Origin of the sequence: Hydrogenophaga sp. (assembly GCF_051858985.1) — a bacterium.
GTDB lineage: Bacteria > Pseudomonadota > Gammaproteobacteria > Burkholderiales > Burkholderiaceae_C > Hydrogenophaga.
The window spans coordinates 433,172-454,163 of the sequence record NZ_JBHYGM010000004.1; the positions used below are offsets into that span (position 1 = coordinate 433,172).

Annotated in this window: 21 protein-coding genes; 8 read left to right on the plus strand and 13 right to left on the minus strand. The window is 67.2% G+C overall.

The features are described 5' to 3' along the window. Positions 1-10: 10 nt before the first annotated feature. Entirely contained in the window at positions 11-952 is a 942-nt protein-coding gene (locus ACTIEY_RS19060; RefSeq protein ID WP_439520722.1) for an ABC transporter substrate-binding protein, read from the minus strand. Then, positions 949-1,665 carry a TetR/AcrR family transcriptional regulator gene (locus tag ACTIEY_RS19065; protein WP_439520723.1) on the minus strand — a complete coding sequence of 239 codons (717 nt, stop codon included), beginning with the start codon at positions 1,663-1,665 and terminating at the stop codon, positions 949-951. The genes ACTIEY_RS19060 and ACTIEY_RS19065 overlap by 4 nt, the downstream gene beginning before the upstream one ends. Before the next feature lie 86 nt (positions 1,666-1,751). Between ACTIEY_RS19065 and ACTIEY_RS19070 the strand changes: the two genes are divergently transcribed. Beyond that, positions 1,752-3,989 (plus strand): acetoacetate--CoA ligase, encoded by a 2,238-nt coding sequence (locus tag ACTIEY_RS19070; protein WP_439520724.1) that lies wholly within the window; start codon positions 1,752-1,754, stop codon positions 3,987-3,989. A gap of 98 nt (positions 3,990-4,087) precedes the next feature. On the opposite strand, the gene ACTIEY_RS19075 is transcribed toward ACTIEY_RS19070, so the two are convergent. The 3 genes from ACTIEY_RS19075 to ACTIEY_RS19085 are packed head-to-tail and all read right to left on the minus strand — an operon-like array spanning position 4,088 to position 6,136. Next, positions 4,088-4,993, minus strand: a complete 906-nt coding sequence (locus ACTIEY_RS19075) for a DMT family transporter (protein ID WP_439520725.1) — start codon at positions 4,991-4,993, stop codon at positions 4,088-4,090. 19 nt (positions 4,994-5,012) lie between these two features. Then, entirely contained in the window at positions 5,013-5,618 is a 606-nt protein-coding gene (locus ACTIEY_RS19080) for a MarR family winged helix-turn-helix transcriptional regulator (protein ID WP_439520726.1), read from the minus strand. Beyond that, positions 5,615-6,136, minus strand: a complete 522-nt coding sequence (locus ACTIEY_RS19085; protein WP_439520727.1) for a flavin reductase family protein — start codon at positions 6,134-6,136, stop codon at positions 5,615-5,617. Before ACTIEY_RS19085 ends, ACTIEY_RS19080 begins: the two co-directional genes overlap by 4 nt. A gap of 61 nt (positions 6,137-6,197) precedes the next feature. Here ACTIEY_RS19085 and ACTIEY_RS19090 point away from each other — a divergent pair, with 61 nt between their 5' ends. The 4 genes from ACTIEY_RS19090 (at position 6,198) to ACTIEY_RS19105 (ending at position 10,318) form a co-directional block, all read left to right on the plus strand. Continuing rightward, the gene (locus ACTIEY_RS19090; protein WP_439520728.1) at positions 6,198-7,247 is read left to right on the plus strand and encodes a peptidase M29; all 1,050 of its coding nucleotides are present in this window, start codon (positions 6,198-6,200) and stop codon (positions 7,245-7,247) included. An 85-nt stretch (positions 7,248-7,332) separates the two neighbouring features. Then, entirely contained in the window at positions 7,333-8,142 is an 810-nt protein-coding gene (locus tag ACTIEY_RS19095; protein WP_439520729.1) for an alpha/beta fold hydrolase, read from the plus strand. 24 nt (positions 8,143-8,166) lie between these two features. Beyond that, on the plus strand, positions 8,167-9,432 hold the full coding sequence (locus ACTIEY_RS19100; RefSeq protein ID WP_439520809.1) for an acyl-CoA dehydrogenase family protein: 1,266 nt from the start codon (positions 8,167-8,169) through the stop codon (positions 9,430-9,432). Next, positions 9,425-10,318 (plus strand): M14 family murein peptide amidase A, encoded by an 894-nt coding sequence (locus tag ACTIEY_RS19105; protein WP_439520730.1) that lies wholly within the window; start codon positions 9,425-9,427, stop codon positions 10,316-10,318. The genes ACTIEY_RS19100 and ACTIEY_RS19105 overlap by 8 nt, the downstream gene beginning before the upstream one ends. A gap of 4 nt (positions 10,319-10,322) precedes the next feature. On the opposite strand, the gene ACTIEY_RS19110 is transcribed toward ACTIEY_RS19105, so the two are convergent. Beyond that, complete coding sequence (locus ACTIEY_RS19110) at positions 10,323-11,672, minus strand: D-amino acid dehydrogenase (protein WP_439520731.1); 1,350 nt, start codon at positions 11,670-11,672, stop codon at positions 10,323-10,325. 112 nt (positions 11,673-11,784) lie between these two features. Here ACTIEY_RS19110 and ACTIEY_RS19115 point away from each other — a divergent pair, with 112 nt between their 5' ends. Both ACTIEY_RS19115 and ACTIEY_RS19120 read left to right on the plus strand, forming a co-directional pair. Further along, complete coding sequence (locus ACTIEY_RS19115; RefSeq protein WP_439520732.1) at positions 11,785-12,714, plus strand: LysR family transcriptional regulator ArgP; 930 nt, start codon at positions 11,785-11,787, stop codon at positions 12,712-12,714. Positions 12,715-12,808: 94 nt separating this feature from the next. Next, positions 12,809-13,456, plus strand: coding sequence for a TetR/AcrR family transcriptional regulator (locus ACTIEY_RS19120; RefSeq protein ID WP_439520733.1), 648 nt, complete (start codon positions 12,809-12,811; stop codon positions 13,454-13,456). Positions 13,457-13,466: 10 nt separating this feature from the next. Here ACTIEY_RS19120 and ACTIEY_RS19125 read toward each other — a convergent pair whose 3' ends face one another. Genes ACTIEY_RS19125 through ACTIEY_RS19135 form a run of 3 tightly spaced genes read right to left on the minus strand, consistent with a single transcriptional unit; the run spans position 13,467 to position 15,780 of the window. Further along, positions 13,467-13,889, minus strand: a complete 423-nt coding sequence (locus tag ACTIEY_RS19125) for a universal stress protein (RefSeq protein ID WP_439520734.1) — start codon at positions 13,887-13,889, stop codon at positions 13,467-13,469. Between the two features lie 23 nt (positions 13,890-13,912). Beyond that, positions 13,913-14,749 (minus strand): metallophosphoesterase, encoded by an 837-nt coding sequence (locus ACTIEY_RS19130; RefSeq protein ID WP_439520810.1) that lies wholly within the window; start codon positions 14,747-14,749, stop codon positions 13,913-13,915. A 14-nt stretch (positions 14,750-14,763) separates the two neighbouring features. Continuing rightward, positions 14,764-15,780: a LysR family transcriptional regulator gene (locus tag ACTIEY_RS19135; protein WP_439520811.1), complete on the minus strand. Its 1,017-nt coding sequence runs from the start codon at positions 15,778-15,780 to the stop codon at positions 14,764-14,766. A 106-nt stretch (positions 15,781-15,886) separates the two neighbouring features. Here ACTIEY_RS19135 and ACTIEY_RS19140 point away from each other — a divergent pair, with 106 nt between their 5' ends. Further along, entirely contained in the window at positions 15,887-16,453 is a 567-nt protein-coding gene (locus ACTIEY_RS19140; RefSeq protein WP_439520735.1) for a hypothetical protein, read from the plus strand. Between the two features lie 59 nt (positions 16,454-16,512). Here the strand turns inward: ACTIEY_RS19140 and ACTIEY_RS19145 are convergent, their stop codons facing one another. The 4 genes from ACTIEY_RS19145 to ACTIEY_RS19160 all read right to left on the minus strand — a co-directional run bounded on the left by ACTIEY_RS19145 (position 16,513) and on the right by ACTIEY_RS19160 (position 20,816). Further along, complete coding sequence (locus tag ACTIEY_RS19145) at positions 16,513-18,372, minus strand: phosphoenolpyruvate carboxykinase (GTP) (protein ID WP_439520736.1); 1,860 nt, start codon at positions 18,370-18,372, stop codon at positions 16,513-16,515. A gap of 378 nt (positions 18,373-18,750) precedes the next feature. Beyond that, positions 18,751-18,894, minus strand: a complete 144-nt coding sequence (locus ACTIEY_RS19150; RefSeq protein ID WP_439520737.1) for a hypothetical protein — start codon at positions 18,892-18,894, stop codon at positions 18,751-18,753. Between the two features lie 52 nt (positions 18,895-18,946). After that, positions 18,947-19,354 carry a PaaI family thioesterase gene (locus ACTIEY_RS19155; RefSeq protein ID WP_439520738.1) on the minus strand — a complete coding sequence of 136 codons (408 nt, stop codon included), beginning with the start codon at positions 19,352-19,354 and terminating at the stop codon, positions 18,947-18,949. A gap of 1 nt (position 19,355) precedes the next feature. After that, complete coding sequence (locus ACTIEY_RS19160) at positions 19,356-20,816, minus strand: mechanosensitive ion channel (protein ID WP_439520739.1); 1,461 nt, start codon at positions 20,814-20,816, stop codon at positions 19,356-19,358. Positions 20,817-20,992: the final 176 nt, after the last annotated feature.

Below are 20,992 nucleotides of genomic sequence, written 5' to 3' on the forward strand. Positions count from 1 at the left end.
GTGGCGTGCCTCACTTGGCGATCAGCCGCGCCACGTCGGGCGTGGTCTTGAGCATGTCCTGGTCCTTCATGAGGTTGACCCAGTAGGTGAGCTGCTTTTCGGTCACCACGGGACCGGGCGGCGAGATCTGCACCTTCGCGATCACCTCGGGCGGCAGCTTGATGTACTTGCCGATGGCTGCGCGCACCGCGTCGTTGTTCTTCGGCTGCGCCATGAAGGCGGCGGCTTCCTGCACGGCTTCGCGGAACGAGCGGGCGGCAGCGGGGTTCTTCGCCACCCAGTCGCGCCGCGCGGTGTGGATGATGGTGGGCTGGTTCTCGGGCAGGAAGGTGGAGTAGTAGGAAGCGACGTAGCCGATGCCGCTGTCGGTGATGCGGCTCATGAACGGATCGGCGCTCACCACCGCGTCTACCGAGCCGCCGCGCAACAGATCGCCGTGCTGCGGGAACGAGGCTTCGACGAAGTTCACGGTCTTGAAGTCCACGCCCTGGGTCTTGAGCCAGCCGCGGAACGTGACGTGCAGGAACGCACCCAGGCCCGGCACACCGATCTTCTTGCCCACGCAGTCCTTCGCGTTGCGGATGCCGCTGCCGGCCTTGGCCACCAGCCCGAAACCGGTGATGGTCTTGGACGTGACGCCGCCGCCGGCGACCACCACGTGGTCCAGGCCGCCGTCCACCGACTGAAGGTACACGCTGGGCGTGGGCCCGCCGATCTGCAGCGAATCGGCCTGCACCGCGGCGGGAATGGTGGAGTTGATGGGAATGAACTTGAGCTCCACGTCGAGCGCACGCTTCTTGAAGTAGCCGTTCTCGGCGGCGACGAACACCGAGGCGAAATCGGTCACGGCGGTGTAGCCGAACACCACCTTGGTGGTGCCCTGCGCCAGGGCGGGAAGGGCCAGGGTGGCGGGAATGCTGGCCAGGGCGGCCAGGGCGTTGCGACGTTTCATGCTTGTCTCCTAGTGGGTGGGTTGGGCTGACTCTTCTCGCTGGCAACGGGCATGGCGGCGCGCAGGCCGCCCACGATGAAGCGCACCAGCCGCTCGGCGGCGGCCGGGTCGCTGGCTTTGTTGAGATCGTGCGAAAGGCGCTCCACGCGGTCGTCCACCAGGTGGTGCAGCAGCGCGCCGAGTGCGAACTGGTAGCCCCAGGCCGCATCGGCCCGGCTGCCTTGCGGCAGCGCGTGGTGCAGCGCGTCGATGAAGCGGTGCGCCATCGGGTCGAAGAAGTCGCGCAGCACCCGGTCGGCCTCTTCGCTGTTGTAGGCCAGCTCTCGACCCACGAGCTGCGCGTAGTACTGGCCCTCGGGGCTGGAGCGCATGCGGATCACCGGCTCCACGAAGGCCTCGACGATGCGCGTGAGGGTGTCGGGGTCGGCGGGGTCGCGGGAGGCCACTTCCAGCGCCTGCAGGCGCTCGTCGATGGTCTGGCTCCAGTGGGCGAACACCGCGTGGAACAGGTCCTGTTTCGGGCCGTAGTAGTACGCCACCAGCGCCAGTGGCACGCCGGCTTCTTCCGCGATCTGGCGGATGGTGACCGCGTGGTAGCCGCGCTGCGCAAACAGCTTTTCGGCCGCCAGCAGGATGGCCTGCTGGCGGTCGGGTCGGGGCGGCGCTTCGCTCTTGCGGCGGGCCCCGGAAGGCACGTTCCTGGTGGCAGGCATGCTGGTATTGAACGCTTGATCAATTTTGTTGAACACGCGTACAAACCCTAGGCGCCGGTGGTGGAGGCCCGCACTAAGCTCGCCCCATGACCGCGCCCTACGTGCCCCAGATCCGCCTGTACCAGCAGTGGCTCGCCGAACACCGTGGCCTGCATTTCGACAGCTACGACGCGCTTTGGCAGTGGTCCATCACCGAGCTCGATGCCTTCTGGCAGAGCATCTGGGACTACTTCGATCTGCAGTCCCCCACACCGCACACGGCGGTGCTGGCGCAGAACGTGATGCCGGGCGCTCGCTGGTTTCCCGGCGCGCAGGCGAACTACGCACAGCAGGTGATGCGACATGCGCAGCCGGCGCACGCGGCGGGTTTTGCGGCGGTGGTGGCGCGCAACGAAAAAGGGCGACGCACCGAACTGAGCTGGCCGGAACTGCAGCGCCAGGTGGCTTCGCTGGCGCTGCACCTGCAGGCCCAGGGCGTGAAGCCGGGTGACCGCGTGGCCGCCTACCTGCCCAACATTCCCGAAGCCATGGTGGCCTTTCTTGCCACGGTCAGCATCGGGGGCGTGTGGAGCATCTGCGCACCCGACATGGGCACGAACGCGGTGCTCGACCGCTTCCGTCAGATCGAACCCGTGGTGCTCATCGCCTGCGATGGGGTGACCTACGGGGGGCGCGATGTCGACCGGCTGGCCGTCGTGCAGGAACTGCGGGCAGCGCTGCCCAGCGTGCGTCATGTGATCGTGCACACCAACCTGGCCGAAACCGAAGCGCAGCGCGCCCAGGCGCTGCAAAGCGCCGCGCCCTGCGCCAGCTTTGCGCAGGCCACCGCGCGCGACGATGCGGCCGTGCGTGACTTCGAACCGCTGTGGCTGCCATTCGACCACCCGCTGTGGATCGTCTATTCCAGCGGCACCACCGGCCTGCCCAAGCCCATCGTGCACGGCCATGGCGGCACGCTCATCGTCGGCCTGGCGTTGAAGATCCTGCACAACGACATCGGCTGCAGCTACGAGGCCAACAGCTGGGGCGAGCGCTACCACTGGTACAGCTCCACCGGCTGGGTGATGTGGAACGCGCAGACCAGCGGCCTGCTCAACGGCACCACCTGCGTGATCTTCGACGGCAACCCCGGCGGCAGCAAGGAGCGGCCGGACTGGACCACCCTGTGGCGCTTTGCCGCCGAGGAAGGCGTGACCTTCTTCGGCGCCGGCGCGGCTTTCTTCGCCAACTGCCTCAAGGCTGGCGTCGACCTGTCCACCTGCGGAGACCTCTCCAGCGTGCGCGCGCTGGGCACCACCGGCTCGCCCTTGTCGGAAGACGCGCAGCGCTGGGGCACTGCGCAGTTCCGCAAGGTGCAGGAACAGCGACTCAACACCGTTCGCCCTGAGCCCCCGTCCGATCGAACTGTGCCCCCGCCCGTTCGAACTGTGCCCCCGCCCGTTCGCCCTGAGCCTGTCGAAGGGCTCATCCGCGAGGGGCTTCGACAGGCTCAGCCCGAACGGGGTGGAGCTTGGCCCGAACCAGAAAGTGACATCTGGTGGTGCAACATTTCGGGAGGAACCGACTTCGCCGGCGCGTTCATCGGCGGTCACCGCGAATTGCCGCAGACCCCGGGTCGCATGCAATGCCGCCTTCTCGGCTGCGCGGTCGAGGCCTGGAATGAGCAGGGGCAGCCGGTCATCGACGAAGTGGGCGAACTGGTGTGCGCGCAGCCCATCCCGTCGATGCCGCTTTACTTCGTGGGCGACGTCGAGCACCGCCGGCTGATCGGCAGCTACTTCGATACCTACCCGCCAGGCCAGGGCCGCAAGCCCGGGGGCGGTGACCTGGACGCTTTGGCCGGCGCAGTCTGGCGCCATGGCGACTGGCTGCGCATCCACCCCGACGGCTCCTGCGTCATCTACGGCCGCTCGGACGCCACCATCAACCGCCACGGCCTGCGCATGGGCACCAGCGAGCTCTACAGCGCGGTCGAAGCGTTGCCCGAGGTGATGGATTCGATGGTGGTGGACCTGGAATACCTGGGCCGCGAGAGCTACATGCCGCTCTTCGTGGTGCTGCGCGAGGGGCAGGTGCTCGACGCGGCGACGCGCCAGCGCATCGTCGACAGCATCCGCACCGCACTGTCGCCCCGCTTCGTGCCCAACGAGATCTTTCAGGTGGCCGAGGTCCCGCGCACGCTCTCGGGCAAGAAGCAGGAACTGCCGATCAAGAAACTGCTGCTCGGCCAGCCGCTGGAGAAAGTCATCAACCGCGAAGCCATGGCCAACCCGGGTTGCCTGGACTGGTACGTTCACTTTGCGGCGCAGCGCACTGCGGCATAGGGAAAAGCCCACCGGGCCAGCCGCCGGGCCTCCCCCAAGGCAGGCCCGGCCCCCTTGGGGGGTAGCGACCCGCGAAGCGGCGGAGCGTGGGGGTTTTGCTACCGTCGGCTGACGAGGACAATGCCCGCCGCCACACCGACGAGGGCCACCACCAGTTGCAGCGTGAGCGGTTCGCCCAGCAGGACGATGCCGAACACCAGCGCAAAGACCGGCGTGAGGAAGGTGAAGGTGGACATCTGCGTGGCCGGGTAGTGCCGCAGCAGCCACATCCAGGTGAGGTAGCTGGCGAAGGCGCCGACCACCGTCTGCAAGGCCACCGACCCCCAGGCCAGGGCGGAGTAGCCGAATCCCCACGCCTCGCCCAGCGCCAGCGACAGCAACGGAGCCACCAGCGCGGTGACGCCGAGTTGGTAGAAGAGCGTCTTTTCTGCGCTGGCGCTGGTCAGGCGCGTGGCGCGGATGGTGAGCGTGGTCAGGCCCCAGAGCACACCGGCGGCCAGACCCATGAGGTCGCCGCGCCACTGGCCCGCCACCGGCGAGGTGTGCAGAAAGCCTTCGCTGAAGGCAATGGCCACCGCCGAAAACGCGATCACCAGGCCTGCCCACTGGATGCGGCGCAGGCGCTCGCCCGGCACCACGCGGGGCAGCAGGATGGCCACCACGAACGGGCTGGTGTAGAGGAACACGGTCAGGCGCGACGCACTGGTGTGCATGAGCCCGAGGTAGATGAAACAGAACTCACCGGCAAACAGCAGGCCGGCCAGCAGACCGCCGCGCAGGGTGCCGTCGCGCTGGAACAGCGGCACGCCTCGCAAGGCACACCAGGCCCAGAGCAGGGCGGTCGCGCCCCACATGCGGATGGAGGCCTGCCACAGGGGCGGGATCTCTTTCACCGCGAACTTGATGAGGATCTGCTGAAAACCCCAGAAGGCGCAGCAGACGATGAGCAGGGTGATGGCGAAGGCGTCGAGATGCGCCTTTCGCTGGTCGGTGGCAGCGTTCATGGAGAGGGATTGTCGGTGCTCAGCGGGGTTGCGCCAGGCGGCGCAGTTGCGCCTTGAGCCGCCGCACTTCAAGATCGCTCAGGCCGGCGAGCACGGTGGCTTCATGGGCCCGCGCCTGCGCAATGAGCGGCGCCACCTTCCTCTGCCCGGCTTGCGTGATGGCCACCAGCGTGCGGCGCTGGTCGGCCGGGTCGTCGCGCAGCGCCACCCAACCCTGCGCGGCCAGGCGCTGCACCAGCTTGGTCACCGTGGGTTGCAGGCTCAGCACATCCTGCGTGAGCTGGCCCACACTGATGGACGCCTCTGACTCGAGCACCGCCAGCACGCGCCACTCCAGCGAACCCAGGCCGGCTTCGCGCACGATGTCGTCGAAGTCCTTGAAAAGCGCGTGGTTGGCCTGCCCCAGCAAGTACCCGAGGTACTCGTCGACGAAGCTGGTGCCCCCACGCTCCGCCGCTGCGCGGGTCGCTGCCCCCCGAGGGGGCTGGCCCTGCTTGGGGCGGCCCGGCGCTGTGGGCCTGATGCCCCCACGCTCCACCGCTTCGCGGGTCGCTGCCTCCCGAGGGGGCTGGCCCTGCTTGGGGCGGCCCGGCGCTGTGGGCCCAGAGCCCTGGCGCGCTTTCACAAGGGATGCTCGGCGTAGAAGCGCCCGCCGTGGAACAACAGCGGCGAGGCATTCGCGCGGTGGTTGCAGCGCTCCACTTCGCCCACGAAGATCACGTGGTCGCCTTCGGCGTACTGGCTGCGGTTGAAGCACTCGAAGCTCGCGGCCGCGCCGTCGAGCAGGGGGGCACCGCTGTGGCCGGTGCTGAAGCCCACCCCGGTCCAGCGGTCGGCGCCGCGGGTGGCAAAGCGTTCGGCCAGCGCCTGCTGGTCGGCCGCGAGCACATTGATGGCGTAGTGCCGACCATTGGAGAACACGCCCAGAGATCCTGCGGCCTGGCCCAGGCTCCAGAGCACCAGCGGCGGGTTCAGGGAGACCGAGTTGAAGGAGTTGGCCGTGAGCCCCACCAGTTCACCCGCGTCGGTGCGCGCGGTCACGATCGTCACGCCCGTGGCGAACATGCCCAGCGAGGCACGGAATTCGTGCACCGAGAAATCAGGAGGCCTGGCCTGCAGGCCGGCGGAGCGGGCGGGAGACATGGTTGGAATTTATATGAAAATTCATCAATAATGGCAAGACCGCCATTAAAAAGGAGCCCTCATGCTGCAGGAGCGGATTGAACCCGCCTGGATCGACGCCTTCGAAACCGTGCTGCGCCGATGCGCGATCCAGCCAGGAGACACCGTGGCCATTCTCGGTGAAACCCAGAGCCGCCCGGTGTCGCTGGAGCTCGCCAGGCTCGCCGCAAGCCGGCTGGGCGCGCACAACTTCACGGTCGTGCTGCAATCCGTGTTCAGCGCAGGCGAGCCTGTCTCGCGTTCCACCGGTGCAAGCGCGGCCATCCAGCAGCTCGCGCCGGTCATCGCGGCACTCTCCGGCTGCACGCTGGTGGTGGACTGCACGGTCGAGGGCCTGATGCACGCGCCCGAGCTGCCGGCGATCCTCAAGGGCAACGGTGCCACGCAGCCGCGCATCGTCTACGTGAGCAACGAACACCCCGAGGCGCTCGCCCGTCTGCTCCCCGACGACGCCACCGAGGCGCGCGTGAAGGACCACGTGAAGCGCGTCAGAGGCGCCTCTGCCATGCGCGTCACGTCCGCTGCGGGTACCGACCTTTCCATCTCGCTCAAAGGCGCCGTGGCCGGCGGCAACTGGGGCACCACCACGCGGGCCGGCACGCTCACGCACTGGCCGGGCGGACTCGTGCTCGCCTTTCCTGCGGCTGGCTGTGTCAATGGAACCCTGGTGCTGGCCGAAGGCGACGTGAACCTCACCTTCAAGCGCTACATCGAACGCGCCATCGCGCTCACCATCGAGGACGACCACGTCACCCGGATCGACGGAGCCGGTGTCGATGCCGAGCTGCTGCGCAGTCACTACGCAGCGTGGGACGAGAAGGAGGCCTATGCAGTCAGCCACGTCGGCTACGGCCTCAACGACGCCGCGCGCTGGGACAGCATGGCGCTTTATGACAAGCGCGACTTCAACGGCACCGAGCTGCGCGCCTTCGCTGGCAACTTCCTCTACAGCACGGGCGCGAACGAAGTCGCGGGACGCCACACGCGCGGCCACTTCGACTTCCCCCTGCGCCATTGCAGCGTCACGCTCGATGGCCAGACCGTGATCGATGCGGGAAAGGTGGTCGCATGAACGGCCGCCGCGCAGGGCCGCCCCAAGCAAGGCCAGCCCCCTTGGGGGGCAGCGCCGTACGCGCAGCAACAAGCGTGGGGGCGTCATGACACCCGCCTTCACCATGCTCGGCAGCGGCCCCACCGTGCTCATGCTGCACGGCATCGGCGGCGGCCACCTGGCCTTCTCGCCCCAGGTGGAAACGCTGGCCAACGCGGGTTTTCGCGCCGTGGCCTGGGACATGCCGGGTTACGGCCACAGCGCACCGATCGAGCCCTACACCTTCAAGGGACTCGCGCAAAGCTGCGTGGACCTCATCGACGCCCTGCAGTGCGAGCACGTGACCCTGCTCGGTCACAGCATGGGCGGCATGGTGGCCCAGGAGGTGGTGGCGCGCCGGCCCGATCGCGTGAACCGGCTGGTGCTCTGCGGCACGTCGGCTGCGTTCGGCAAGCGAACCGATGGCCGCAGCGCCGAGGCCTGGGCGCAGCAGTTCGTGGCCCAGCGCACGGCACCGCTGGACGCCGGCCAGTCCATGGCCGACGTGGCCAGCAAGCTCGTGCCGCAAATGGTGGGCCCGGGCGCGTTGCCCGAAGGCCTGCGACTGGCCGAACACTGCATGGCCAGCGTGCCCGCGGCCACCTACCGCCGCGCGCTCGATTGCCTGGTCACGTTCGACCGCCAGCAGGCGCTGGGCAGCATCCGCGTGCCGACCCTGCTCATCGCAGGCGAGTTCGACCGCGTGGCCTCGCCGCCGGTCATGAAGCAGATGGCGCAAGGCATTGCGCAGTCGCGCTACGCCGAGCTCGCCGGCATCGGACACCTGATGAACCTGGAAGCGCCGGACGAATTCGACGCCTTGTTGACCGATTTCCTGCGCGAGCCCTTGCCCGCCATGACGCGAGACACCCACTGAGCTGGAGACCACCTGATCATGAACATGCCCCTGCCCACCACCGCGACCGGACTGGACTTCACGCCCGCCGTGGGTGACATGCCCTTCACGCCCCTGCAGCGCGAGCTGCTCGCCCGCGCCCACGCGCTCGGGCGCGACCACTTTGCCGCGCGCGCCGCGCAATGGGATCGCGAGGCCAGCTTTCCGTTCGAGAACTACAAGGACCTGCGCGAAGCCGGCTTCCTCAAGCTCTGCGTGCCGACCTCGCACGGAGGCCTGGGCGCCGACTACGCCACCTACATGATGGTCGCGGCCGAGATCGGCCGCTTCTGCGGCGCCACCGCACTCACCTGGAACATGCACATCTGCAGCACCATGTGGACCGGCGTGCTGGCCGACGGCATTCCCATGACCGATGCGCAGCGCGCCGAGCACCTGGCGCGCCGCGAGGTGCACTTTCAACGCATCGTGGACGACGGCGCCCTGTACGCGCAGCCCTTCAGCGAAGGCAGTGCCGCGGCCGCCGGTCGCGCTCCCTTTGGCACCACGGCCAGGAAGGTCGATGGTGGCTGGCTCGTCAACGGTCGCAAGATCTTCGCCAGCCTCTCGGGCGCAGCGGACTACTACGGCATCCTCTGCACCGAGGACAAAGGCGATGACCATCCCGACGCGCGCGACACGCTCTACATCAGCGTGCCCGCCACCAGCGAAGGTTTTTCCATCAGCGGCGAATGGGACCCGCTGGGCATGCGTGGCACGGTCAGCCGCAACCTCGCGTTCAAGGACGTGTTCGTCAGCGACGCCGAGCAGCTCATGCCACGCGGCATCTACTTCAAGGGCGCACAGACCTGGCCGGCCATGTTCTTCACGCTCTCGCCCACCTACCTGGGCCTGGCCAACGCCGCCTATGATTTCACGGTGAAATACCTGCGTGGCGAAGTGCCCGGCGAGCCGCCGGTCAAGCGCCGGCAGTACCCGACCAAGCAGATCGCTGTGGCGCAGATGCGCATCCAGCTCGAGAACATGAAAAGCATCTTTGCCCGCGCCATCCAGGAAGCGCGCCCCAACCCGTCGAAAGACGAGAAGCTGCGCCTGTACGCCGCGCACTACAGCGTGATGGAAGGTGCCAACGACATCGCGCGCTTGGCCATCCGCACCTGCGGGGGCCAGAGCATGATGAAACACCTGCCGCTGGAACGCATGTACCGCGACAGCCGCTGCGGCGCGCTGATGCTGCCCTGGACGGCCGAACTCATCCTGGACCGCATGGGACGCGAAACCCTGTACGAAGCGGGCGAACGCGATGAGTGAACGGGTCCGCCAGGGCGCACTTGCCTTGTTGCTCTGCCTGGGCTCGGTGGGCGCGCACGCCACCGCGCGCGACCTGGGCCTGCCCACACTGGCGCGTGCAACCTCGCCCTGCGATGCCTTCCTGGCGCGACTGCCGAATCTTCAGCCGCGCCTGTGCGAAGCCGCCGCGCTCGAGCCCACCGAAGGCCGCTCCGTACAAGGGCGCCCGCTGTACGCGCGCGACGTCATCGGCCCCGACGCGCGCCTGCGCGTGCTGGTGGTGGGCGCCATGCACGGGGACGAGTTGTCGTCGGCTTCGGTCGCGCTGCACTGGATCCAGCATGCCGTGCAGGCGCCGGCCAACGCCCACTGGCGTTTCCTGCCCGCGCTCAATCCCGATGGCCTGCTGGCCCGTCCCGCGCGCCGGACCAACGCCCGCGGCGTCGACCTCAACCGCAACTTCCCCACGCCCAACTGGAAACGCGACGCCAAGGTGTACTGGGAACAGCGCACCCGCAAGGACCCGCGCCGCTGGCCGGGCCCGAGTCCGCTGTCCGAGCCCGAATCGCGATTCCTGCACGAAGAAATGGCGCGCTTCCAGCCCCACCTCATCGTCAGCATCCACGCGCCTTACGGCGTGCTCGACTTCGACGGGCCGGGGGTGCCACCACCCCAACTCGGCCGGCTGTTTCTGGACCAGGTCGGCATCTTCCCGGGCAGCCTGGGCAACTACGGCGGCGTGCACCAGGGCATGCCGGTGGTCACGGTGGAATTGCCCAACGCGTTTCGCACGCCACTGGACGCGGAAATGCGCCAGATGTGGATGGACCTGCTGCGCTGGATGGGCGAGCGCATTGCGCCCACCGTGGCGCCCAGCCCGCCCTTCCGCCAGGACCGGCCAGGCTGAGGCCTCAGCCCCGGTCGGTCTGCAGGCGCGCCGTCAGCGGACCCGTCGCCGAACCGTTTCGCGGGTCCAGACCGTAGAAGCCGAAGTTCATGGCCGGCTGCTCACCGCTGATCAGCTCCGCCATGGCCTTGCCCGAACCGGCGCCGTGCGTCCAGCCCAGCGTGCCGTGGCCGGCGTTCACCCACAGGCGGCGCAGCCGGGTGCGGCCAATGAGCGGGATGTTGGTCGGCGTGGCCGGGCGCAGGCCGCACCAGAATTGCGGATCGCCGCCTTCTTCGGGCGTGCGCGTGTCGGCCACGCCGGGAAACACCTGCTCGATGCGGCGCACCAGCATTTCGCAGCGCTTGCGCGCCAGCGGGGTGTCCAGCGACAGGTCGAATCCGCCGAGTTCGATGGTGCCCGCCACGCGGAGGTGATCGCCCAGACGCGAGATGGCGCATTTCATCTGGTCGTCGATCATGCTCACGCTCGGCGCGTGCCGCGGGCGCATCAGCGGCAGCGTGGCGCTGTAGCCCTTGCCCGGGTAGATGGGCACGTTCACACCCACCGACTTGAGCAGTGGCGTGGTGTAGGAGCCGCAAGCCACGACGAAGGCGTCGGCCTTGAGCACGGTGGCCATGCCGGTGGCGCGGTCGCGCACGCGCACCCGGCGCACTTCGCTGCCGTCGCTCTCCATCTTCTCGATGTCGTGACCGAACATGAGCCGCGCGCCGCGCGCCGCGCACAGCGCGGCCAGCTTCTGGGTGAACACCCGGGCATCGCCCGATTCGTCCGACTGGGTGTAGGTGCCACCGACGATGCGGTCTGCGAACGACTTGAGCGCCGGCTCGATCACCAGCAGCTCGTCGCGTGAGACCACGCTGCGTTGCACGCCGAAGCGCTGCATCACCGCCGCGGCGCTGGCCGCGCCATCAAAGGATTTCTGGTCGGTGTAGTAGTGGGCGATGCCGCGCTCGAGCCGGTCGTACTCGATGCCGGTCTCGTTCACCACGTCCTTCAGGGCGGCGTGGCTGTAAGCACCGAGCGCCACCAGTTGGGCCACGTTGCGCACGAAGGCGGCGTCGTTGCATTCGGCCAGGAATTGCAGGCCCCACCGCCATTGCGCCCAGTCGAGTTGCGGACGGAACAGCAGCGGCGACTCGTCGGAGAACATCCACTTCAGCGTCTTGAGCGGCGCCTCGCGGTTTGCCCAGGGTTCGCAGTAGCTCACCGAGATCTGCGCCGCGTTGGCAAAGCTGGTTTCCAGGGCGGCGTCTGGCTGTCGGTCCACCAGCGTGACCTCGTGACCGCGCTGCAGCAGGTGCCAGGCGGTGCTGACCCCGATGATGCCCGCGCCCAATACCGTGACTTGCATGGCCTGCTCCAGAAAATGAATGGAATTGGGTGCGCAGTATGGGAAAAACCCGGCTGTAAGTGAAGCGGAATTAAACTAAAATTACTGATATCAGAACGGCTTATATGTTGCCATGAGCACCTTTGATCCCGACGCCCTGGAATGCCTGGCCGCCATCATCGAAGAGGGGGGCTTCGAACGCGCTGCGCAGCGCTTGTCGATCACCCAGTCGGCCGTATCGCAGCGGTTGCGCGCGCTCGAAGCCCAGATCGGCACCGTGCTGATCGTGCGCAGCCGGCCGCTCAAGCCCACGGCCGCCGGCCAGCTCATGCTCAAGCACGCCAAGATGATGCGGCTGTTGCGCGCCGATCTGGAAAAGGATCTGAAAGAGCTCGCGCCCAGTTCAACCGGTGGCGGACGGGAAGAAGAGCGCATCTCGGTGGCCATCAACGCCGACAGCATCGCCACCTGGGCATTGCCCGCCCTGAACGGACTGGCCCGCAACGGCCTGCCGATCGAGATCATCACGGACGACCAGGAATTCACCCACGAGTGGCTGCGCGAAGGCCAGGTGCTCGGCTGCGTGACGTCGCTGGGCCAGGCCCTGCGCGGTTGTCGCATGGAAGCGCTGGGCACCATGAACTACGTGGCGGTGGCGCAAGCCGACTACGCCGCCCAGCATTGCCCCAAGGGCCTGAACGCGCACAACTTCCACCAGCTGCCGTTCGTGGCCTTCAACCGCAAGGACAACCTGCAGCACAGCTTCGTCACCAAGGCGTTCGGCTTGCCCCGGGTCATGCTCAAGCAGCTTTTCGTGCCTTCCAGCGAGGGTCAGGTTCGCGCGGTCCTGGGCGGCTGGGGTGTGAGCGTGTTGCCCGAGCTGCGGGTGCGCGAACAGCTCGCCCGCGGGGAACTGGTCAACCTGGCGCCTCGTCACCAGCTCGAGGTCGCCCTGTTCTGGCATTGCTGGAACCTGAGTTCGGACGTGCTCGACGGCCTGAGTGCGGCGTTGCGGGAGGCTGCTGCGCAAAGCCTTCGCACGGGCGCGGTCGAGGCGACTTGACTTTGGGCAGCAAGTCCACAAAGTGACCGATCGGTAGGAATCTCGACGCCTTCGTCAATCTGAGGCAGAATTCCCTGCCATCACAAGGATGTCCATGACCAGCGCTGTCCTCAAGTCTTCGCCGGAGGCGCCACCCAAGCGCAGCTTTCGCGCCCAGATGCATCTCGCCCGCGAAGACGCCATCGTCTCCGCCGTCAACCGCCTGCTCGCCGAGAAGGGCTTCGAAGCCATGACGGTGGACGAAGTGGCAGCCGAAGTCGGCATCGCCAAGGCGAGCCTCTACAAGCATTTCCCCAGCAAGGAAGACCTCGCCGCAGCGGCCATGGTGCGTGTGATGAACCGTGCGCGCGCGTTTCTGGACAGCCTTCAGGGCGGCAACGCCGATGCGCGTCCCATTGACCAGTTGCGCGCGGTAGCGCGCTGGACGCTGGAAGTGCAACTCGCCGGCGAAATGCCGTCGCTGCCGAGCGAGAACTCCAGCCTGCGGGCGTCCCTCACCACCAACAAGGCCTACGTGGACGGTCTCATGGACGTGAGCGATCGACTGGGCGCCTGGATCACCGCCGCGCAGGCGGACGGCAGCCTGAACCGCGCGCTCCCCCCCATTGCGGTGCTCTACACGCTGTACGCGCGAGCGTGCGACCCGGTGCTGGGTTTTCTCAAGAGCCACGGCCAGTACAGCAGCGAACAGATCATCGACATGGTGCTCAGCACCTGTTTCGACGGCCTGGGCGCCCGCTGACCAGACCCCTTCAACGCACCAGCAGCACCGGCACGCCGCAGTGCGCAAGCACCTGCGTGGCCACCGAGCCCATCACCAGGTTGCCCAGCGAGCCGTGGCCGTGCGAGCCCATCATCAGCATGTCGAATTTGCCGGCGTCGGCGACCTTGGCGATCTGCTCGCCGGGCGATCCGACCTTGAAGACGACCTTGGCCTCGATGCCATGGCGCTTGAGGAACTTCACCACGGGCGCTGTGACCTTGCCGGCTTCTTCGGCGTAGTACTCGTTGGCGGCATCGGCACCGACCGCTGCGCGCGCGCGCGGGGGCAGGGGCGGCTGCACGGTGAGCAGCGTGAAGCTGTTGGACGCGCCGAAGAGTTCGTCGTGCGTGGTGAGATAGCCCAGCATCTTCTTGGTGTAGGCGCTGCCATCGACAGCCAGCAGAATCTTCATGGAGGTCTCCTGTTCAAGGTTGTTCAAGGTGCAGTGTAAGACCTGCGTTGCCGCGGACTTTGCGCTGGCTCAAGGGAACGCGACGCACCGGGCACGGCAATCAACTGGCGCGGCATGAAGCCGGCCTGCTCGTTCTTGTCGCTGTAGCCCAGCGGGTTGGCCACGATGCGGCAGCGACCGACCTGGACATCGGTCGGGCAGTGCAGGTGGCCGTGCAGCCAGAGGTCCGCGCGCGGCAGCCAGGCGTCGAGCGCGTTGCAGAAACCCGCCGTACCCGGGCTCTTGCCGTAGCGCGGATCCATGCTGTGCAGCGTCGGCGCGAAGTGCGTGACCACCACCGTCGTGCCGTCAAAGTCCTCAGCCAGTGCCTCGTTGAGCCACCTCTGGCTCTCCAGCGCGAGTTCGCGCATGGCCTCGGCATCGAAGAGGCGCCCTTTGCGCTGGCTCGCCATCTTCACGAGGTAGTGGTTGGCCGCGCGAAAGGCCTTCTGGCGGTCGCCGAGCGCGTCGTAGTCGCTCCACAGCGTGCTGCCCACGAAGCGCACGCCCGCCATCACACGGGTCTCGCGCTCCAGCCAGATCAGCCCCAGGCGTTCGCACGCTTCGCGCAAGCCGGCATGGGCTTCATCCACGTCGAGGGCGTCGTACTCGTGGTTGCCGGGCACGAACAGCACCGGCACGGGCCAGCCGGCGAAACGCCGCAGTCCCCAGTCCGGCTCTCCCATGGTGCTGCCGTCGCGGCGCGTCTGGTAGGAACCGACGTCGCCCGCCAGCACCAGCAGGTCGGCACCGGGTGTGGGCTCGGGCTGGAATTCGGGGTTGGCTTCGAGGTGCAGGTCGCTGAGCAACTGGATGTTCATGCGGAGATTGTTGCTCACGGTTTCGGAGCGGGACGCGCGCGAGGACGCCGCGGTGGCGTGGCCTGCGCCGGTCGGCTGGCCCGGAACCCGACGGCCGACGCGCGCTCCACCGCCTGGCGCAGCCACCGATGGGCGCTGTTGTGCGTGGCATGGCGGTGCCAAAGCGAATCCACGTGCACGGCCGGCACGGCCAGCGGCAGGTCGCACAGCGCGAGCTCGTGCTCGATGCCGGTGGCGCCCACGAAGTGCCTCGGGAGCACGGTCAGCAGGTCGGTGGTGGCGACCACGCGCCCGGCGGTGAAGAACTGGTTCACCGTGAGCACCACGCGGCGCTGGCGCGAGAGCGCCGCCAGCGCTTCGTCCACGAAGCCGAACGGGCGACCAGAGAAACTCACCAGCAGGTGGCGCGCCTCGCAATAGGTGTCCAGGCTCATTCCCTTGCCCGCCAGGGGATGGCCGCGGCGCATCACCACCACGTATTCGCCGTCGTAGAGCCGCTGGTGCAGGAAATGCGGGTTGCGCTCCTGCAGGTGCAAGGCACCGAGTTCGGCCAGAACGCCAGGGAAGTGGCCGATGGCCAGGTCCGCCAGGCCCGACTCGAGCATCTCTCGCGGATCGCGGGTGGTGAGCGGCAGAACACGCAGGTTGGCGCCCGGTGCTTCGCTTTCAAAGATGTCCATCAGGCCAGGCACCAGCTTGGCGGCCGTGGCGTCGGCCATGGCCAGCACGAAGGCGTTGCGCGCGCTGGCCGGATCGAAGGTGCCGGGCGCCAGCGATTCGCGCAGCAGCCGAAGCGCGTCGCGCACCGTGGGCCACAACGCCAGCGCGGTCGGGGTGGGCTCCACGCCATAGCCGGCGCGGTGAACGAGTTCGTCGCCCACGACCTCACGCAGGCGGCGCAAGGCGTTGCTCACGGCAGGCTGCGTCATGGCGAGGTTGTGTGCGGCTCGCGTGAGGTTGCGCTCGGCCATCACCTCGTCGAACACGCGCAGAAGGTTCAGGTCGAGCGTGCGGAAATTGAGGTTATTTATCACCCTTGTGAATGTAAGTCATCACAAGAATAAATTGGCGCGCACTTGGGGTTTACCCTAGTATCGCGTTGTCCAAAAGACATTTCATCCTTTTCAGGAGTCCGCCATGAGCAGTTTCGCATCCACCCATTCCTCCCCTCTGGGGCTGAGCGCCGCAGCCGGTTCGGCGCGCAACGAAGCCGGTAGCCGCTTCGCGGGGACGCGCGGCCTCTCCGGGCTGTTCCTGGCGGCGGTGGTCGCGGGCATGGTCGTGCTGGCCGATCAGCTGATCAGCACCTGGGCCGACGAGCACCTGTTCCTCGCCTGGGTTCTGCTGTGGGTGGTGGTCTTCGCCGGTCTGGCGCTGTTTGCAGGCGCTGCCCGTTCGGTGGCCCGTCGCGCTGGTGTGTACCTGGACAGCTGGTCGCAGTCGATGGCCGAAGCCCGCGCCGAAATGCGCATGTGGGAAATGGCTCGCCACGACCCGCGCCTCATGAGCGAACTCACCCTGGCGCGTTCGCGTGCCGATGTCGAAGCCGACGAAATCGTGGGCACCGGCCGCACCGACTTCAGCGAAGCCCTGGCTCCCCTGGGCATGGTAGTGACAGCGAAGGTCGACGCCGAGGAAGACTCGGCCTGGGACCGCTGGGTAGCGTTCCGCAGCCGGCAGGCCGTGCTGCACCGCTTCATCTGATTGGGGTTTCCCCAAAAAAAAGCCACCGCATGCGGTGGCTTTTTTCATGGGGGCCCGGCTCAGGCGGCCAGGCGTTTCTCGATGTCTGCCTTGGTGTCCTGAAGCTCTTGCGGCAAATGGTGCGCCAGTTGGGTGAACAGTTCGCCGTGCAGCTCCAGCTCCTTGGCCCAGGCCGCGCGGTCGATGTGGGTCACGGTGCGGTACTGCTCGGCAGAGAAGTCCAGGCCGTTCCACTGGATGTCCTCGTATCGCGGGCTCACGCCAAAGGCATGCTCGGTGCCTTGCTGTGCGCGACCTTCCAGGCGGTCGATCATCCACTTGAGGACGCGCATGTTCTCGCCGAAGCCGGGCCAGACGAACTTGCCGGCCTCGTCCTTGCGGAACCAGTTGACGCAGAAGATGCCGGGCAGCTTCGCACCCTGGCTGGCCAGCTTCTGGCCCAGGTCCAGCCAGTGCTGGAAGTAGTCGCTCATGTTGTAGCCGGTGAATGGCAGCATGGCGAAGGGGTCGCGGCGCACCACGCCTTGCGCACCGAATGCGGCGGCGGTGGTTTCCGAGCCCATGGTGGCTGCCATGTAGACGCCTTCGGTCCAGTTGCGGGCTTCGGTCACCAGCGGCACGGTGGTGGAGCGGCGACCACCGAAGATGAATGCGTCGATGGGCACGCCGGCCGGATCGTCCCAGGCCGGGTCCAGCGCGGGGTTGTTGGTGGCGGCCACCGTGAAGCGTGCATTGGGGTGCGCGGCCTTGGCACCAGTGTCCTTGGCGATCTGCGGCGTCCAGTCCTTGCCCTGCCAGTCGATGGCGTGCGCCGGTGCTTCGCTCATGCCTTCCCACCACACGTCGCCGTCGTCGGTCAGCGCCACGTTGGTGAAGATCACGTCGCGGTCCAGGCTGGCCATGCAATTGGGATTGGTCAGCGAGTTGGTGCCGGGCGCCACGCCGAAGTAGCCCGCTTCCGGATTGATGGCGTAGAGGCGGCCGTCAGCCTGCGGCTTGATCCAGGCGATGTCGTCGCCGATGGTGGTGACCTTCCAGCCTTCGAAGCCCTTGGGCGGAATCAGCATGGCGAAATTGGTCTTGCCGCAGGCGCTCGGGAAGGCGGCGGCCACGTGGTACTTGCGGCCCTCGGGGTTCGTCACGCCCAGGATCAGCATGTGTTCGGCCAGCCAGCCCTGCTGCTTGCCCATGGTGGACGCGATGCGCAGCGCAAAGCACTTCTTGCCCAGCAGTGCGTTGCCGCCGTAGCCCGAGCCGTAGCTCCAGATCTCGCGCGTTTCCGGGTAGTGGACGATGTACTTGGTGGTGGGATTGCAGGGCCAGCCGTTCTGGTCCTCCTCACCCTTGGCCAGCGGCGCGCCCACGGTGTGGACGCAAGGCACGAATTCGCCGTCGGTGCCCAGCACGTCGAAAACCGCCTTGCCCATGCGGGTCATGAGCTTCATGTTCACCGCCACGTAGGCGCTGTCGGAAAGCTCCACACCGATGTGGGCGATCGGGCTGCCCAGCGGGCCCATGCTGAACGGAATCACGTACATCGTGCGCCCGCGCATGCAACCGTCGAACAGCGGTTGCAGCGTGGCGCGCATCTCGGCCGGCGCCTTCCAGTTGTTCGTCGGGCCAGCGTCTTCCTGCTTCTCCGAGCAGATGAAGGTGCGGTCTTCCACCCGGGCCACGTCCGACGGATCCGAGCAGGCCAGGAAGCTGTTGGGGCGCTTGACCGGGTTGAGCCGCTTCATCGTGCCGGCGTCCACGAGCTGCTGGCACAGGCGCGCGTACTCCTCGTCGCTGCCATCGCACCAGACGATGTGGTCCGGTTTGCACAGCGCTGCCATGTCGGCGACCCAGGCAACCAGTCGGGCGTTCTTCACATGGGCGGGGGTGTTGAGGGACAGGCCCTGCATCACGGGAGAGTTCATGGATGGGCTCCAGAAGTTTGTAAAGCGGCGAGCCTCCAAGACACCGACAGCCGCGGACGTCACGGGCGGTGACGGGGCGGCTGTCTCGGGAATCCCGGGGCGAAAATCTGCGGTCGGCGCCTGGCTGCGGTGCGGGTGGCGCATGCAGCAAGAGAGACAAAAAACCGGGCCTGTGGACCCGGGTCTTGATCGGCGTGTCGGCCAATGGGGCAATTTTATGAAAGTGCCCGGACGGTTACGAAGTAGTTACATGCAAAACCCGCATAACGTGATGCATTAAACAGTTTGGCGGGGCTGGACACCCGTTTTGCGGTAGCGCCATAAAAAAAGCCGGCATCCCCGCAGGAACCCGGCCTCAGATAGACGCTGAAGAACGCTTCAGGCCATGTAGATGGCAATGAACGCCAGGAGGAACATGAGCACGGCGCCGGCCACGGGCAGCACGATGGGCATGTAGGGAACGATGGATTCCACCAGGTCCTGGGACGCTTCGCTGGGGGTATGGGTGGGGTGGCTGGACATCGTGTACTCCGTCAGTGGGTTCAGAACTCCGGCGATTTTAAGGGAAGCGGCGTCACAAGAGGGCGTACGTCGTGCTCGCCCGACACACGCTCTTGCCATCCTGGGCGCCGCTGATGTCGATCTCACCAAACACCAGGCTCTTGCCGGCCCGGATCACCCGCGCGGTGATGCGCGCGTCCTGGCCCGACAGCGGCTTGAGGAAGCTGGTGTTGAGCTGCACCGTGGTCATGGGGCGTTGCGTGCCGAGCTGGGTGACGATGGCCAGCACCATGGCGGTGTCGGCCGCCGACATCATGGCCTGGCCGCACAGCATGCCGCCCACCCGCGAGAGCTGGTCGCTCTGCGGCAGCCGCAGCGTGACTTCGCCATCGGCGAACGATTCGACCTGCAGGCCCATGGCCTGGATCCAGGGAGCGAACCAGTCGGCCAGCAGGCCCTGAAGGGATTCAACGGTGGTCATCTCACTCCTCGCGACGAAAACGGGCCAGCCAGTGGTCCATCAGTTTGCCGGCCGCTTCGCGCCCACCCAGGCCGAAGGACAAGGCCACCGCCACCGCCACGGCGCCCAGCGTGAGCCCGAAGGCCAGGTTGACGATGTCGTCGGCAATGCCCATGGCACGCAGGCCCATGGCGATCACCAGCGCCAGGATGGCGTAGCGGCCGATGCGGGCCAAGCCCTTCGTGCCTGCACCGCTGGCGCGGTCGATGGCCTCGTGGGCAACGTTGGCCAGCCAGAAGCCGATCACCAGGATGGCCGAACCGAGCAGGATGTCGCCCCCGAAGCGGATGAAGCTGGTGACCATGCCGCTGACCTGCGTGAAGCCGAGCTGCGCGGCGGCCTCCACCGTGGCGAACAGCATGGCGAAGAACAGCGCCATCCGTCCGACGACGGCGGAGGCGCTGGTGCGTTCGAAGGCGTGCGCCATCTGGATGCGCGCGGGCAGGGCGTCAAATCCCAGCGCGGCCAGCAGCGCGGCGAGCAACTGGCTGGCGAAGGACGCCACCAGCCAGGTGACCACCAGGATGAGCGCTGCGGCGATCAGCCTGGGTACCGCCTGCATGAAGGTGTAGAGCATGGCGGTGGCAGGAGCCGAGATGGCCTCGATCTTGAGCGCGTCCAGCGCGGCGATCAGCGACGGCAGGAAAACCGCCACGAAGACCAGCAGGCCGATCACGCGCGATAGACGGACGGTGGCACCCAGGCCGGCCCGCGTGCCCAGGCGGTCCACACCCGCGGTGTGGCTCAGGTGGGTGGTGAGGTTGCGCAGCACCGTGGCGAGGATCCAGCCGACGCCGCCGATGATGAGTGCGCCCACGGCATTGGGCAGGATGTCCAGCGTTTTCGTGACCATGGCGCGCAGCGGGTCCAGCAGGCCCTGGAGCTGCAGCGCGCCCAGGATCGCAGGCACGAACAGCAGGATCACCAGCCAGAACAGCGCGCCAGAAAGGCTCTGGCCGATCGGCGCCATGTCGGCGTGCTCGGAGAGCTTTTCGTCCAGTGTGGTCCTGTCCAGGAGTTTCTGCGAAATGGCCCGCACCACGCTGGCCACCAGCCAGCCCACCAGCGCCAGCACCAGGCCGCCCAGCAGACGCGGCGCGTACTCGAACAGCTGCGTGGTGAAGGCCGAGAACGGACCCGAGACCAGCGCCAGGTTCAGCGAGTTGAACACCGCCACCAGCGTGAGCAGGATCACCAGCCAGAACAGCGCGAGCGCCACCGCACCCTCGATGTCCACGCCCGTGCCCGTGAGTTTCCCGAAACGGTGGTTCACACCGATGAAGCCCAGCGTCTTGCGCGCGGCTGCGCGCACCAGCACCGCGATCAACCAGCCCAGGATGAAGATGGCCAATGCGCCGAGCAACTGCGGTATGTGGGTGCCGAGCGCGCTTTGCAGCGAGTCCCACAGGGCGTTGGTGTTCATTCTTTTCCTCCTGCGTCGGGTTTCAGGCCGAGATCATGATGCAGAGTGCGGCGAAGCGAGTCAACCCGAGTCGCCAACCCTATCGACCGAAGCAGTGCTGATCCAGAGACACCAAGGAACCGGCTTTGCCGGGCCTCTGGTGGCGCCCCCTTGAGGGGGTGGCGCCGAAGGCGACG

Coding starts and splice junctions, on each gene's coding strand:
- ACTIEY_RS19060 (WP_439520722.1), bottom strand. CDS start 952: ATGAAACGTCGCAACGCCCTGGCCGCCCTGGCCAGCATTCCCGCCACC.
- ACTIEY_RS19065 (WP_439520723.1), bottom strand. CDS start 1,665: ATGCCTGCCACCAGGAACGTGCCTTCCGGGGCCCGCCGCAAGAGCGAA.
- ACTIEY_RS19070 (WP_439520724.1), top strand. CDS start 1,752: ATGACCGCGCCCTACGTGCCCCAGATCCGCCTGTACCAGCAGTGGCTC.
- ACTIEY_RS19075 (WP_439520725.1), bottom strand. CDS start 4,993: ATGAACGCTGCCACCGACCAGCGAAAGGCGCATCTCGACGCCTTCGCC.
- ACTIEY_RS19085 (WP_439520727.1), bottom strand. CDS start 6,136: ATGTCTCCCGCCCGCTCCGCCGGCCTGCAGGCCAGGCCTCCTGATTTC.
- ACTIEY_RS19090 (WP_439520728.1), top strand. CDS start 6,198: ATGCTGCAGGAGCGGATTGAACCCGCCTGGATCGACGCCTTCGAAACC.
- ACTIEY_RS19095 (WP_439520729.1), top strand. CDS start 7,333: ATGACACCCGCCTTCACCATGCTCGGCAGCGGCCCCACCGTGCTCATG.
- ACTIEY_RS19100 (WP_439520809.1), top strand. CDS start 8,167: ATGCCCCTGCCCACCACCGCGACCGGACTGGACTTCACGCCCGCCGTG.
- ACTIEY_RS19105 (WP_439520730.1), top strand. CDS start 9,425: ATGAGTGAACGGGTCCGCCAGGGCGCACTTGCCTTGTTGCTCTGCCTG.
- ACTIEY_RS19110 (WP_439520731.1), bottom strand. CDS start 11,672: ATGCAAGTCACGGTATTGGGCGCGGGCATCATCGGGGTCAGCACCGCC.
- ACTIEY_RS19115 (WP_439520732.1), top strand. CDS start 11,785: ATGAGCACCTTTGATCCCGACGCCCTGGAATGCCTGGCCGCCATCATC.
- ACTIEY_RS19120 (WP_439520733.1), top strand. CDS start 12,809: ATGACCAGCGCTGTCCTCAAGTCTTCGCCGGAGGCGCCACCCAAGCGC.
- ACTIEY_RS19125 (WP_439520734.1), bottom strand. CDS start 13,889: ATGAAGATTCTGCTGGCTGTCGATGGCAGCGCCTACACCAAGAAGATG.
- ACTIEY_RS19130 (WP_439520810.1), bottom strand. CDS start 14,749: ATGAACATCCAGTTGCTCAGCGACCTGCACCTCGAAGCCAACCCCGAA.
- ACTIEY_RS19140 (WP_439520735.1), top strand. CDS start 15,887: ATGAGCAGTTTCGCATCCACCCATTCCTCCCCTCTGGGGCTGAGCGCC.
- ACTIEY_RS19145 (WP_439520736.1), bottom strand. CDS start 18,372: ATGAACTCTCCCGTGATGCAGGGCCTGTCCCTCAACACCCCCGCCCAT.
- ACTIEY_RS19150 (WP_439520737.1), bottom strand. CDS start 18,894: ATGTCCAGCCACCCCACCCATACCCCCAGCGAAGCGTCCCAGGACCTG.
- ACTIEY_RS19155 (WP_439520738.1), bottom strand. CDS start 19,354: ATGACCACCGTTGAATCCCTTCAGGGCCTGCTGGCCGACTGGTTCGCT.
- ACTIEY_RS19160 (WP_439520739.1), bottom strand. CDS start 20,816: ATGAACACCAACGCCCTGTGGGACTCGCTGCAAAGCGCGCTCGGCACC.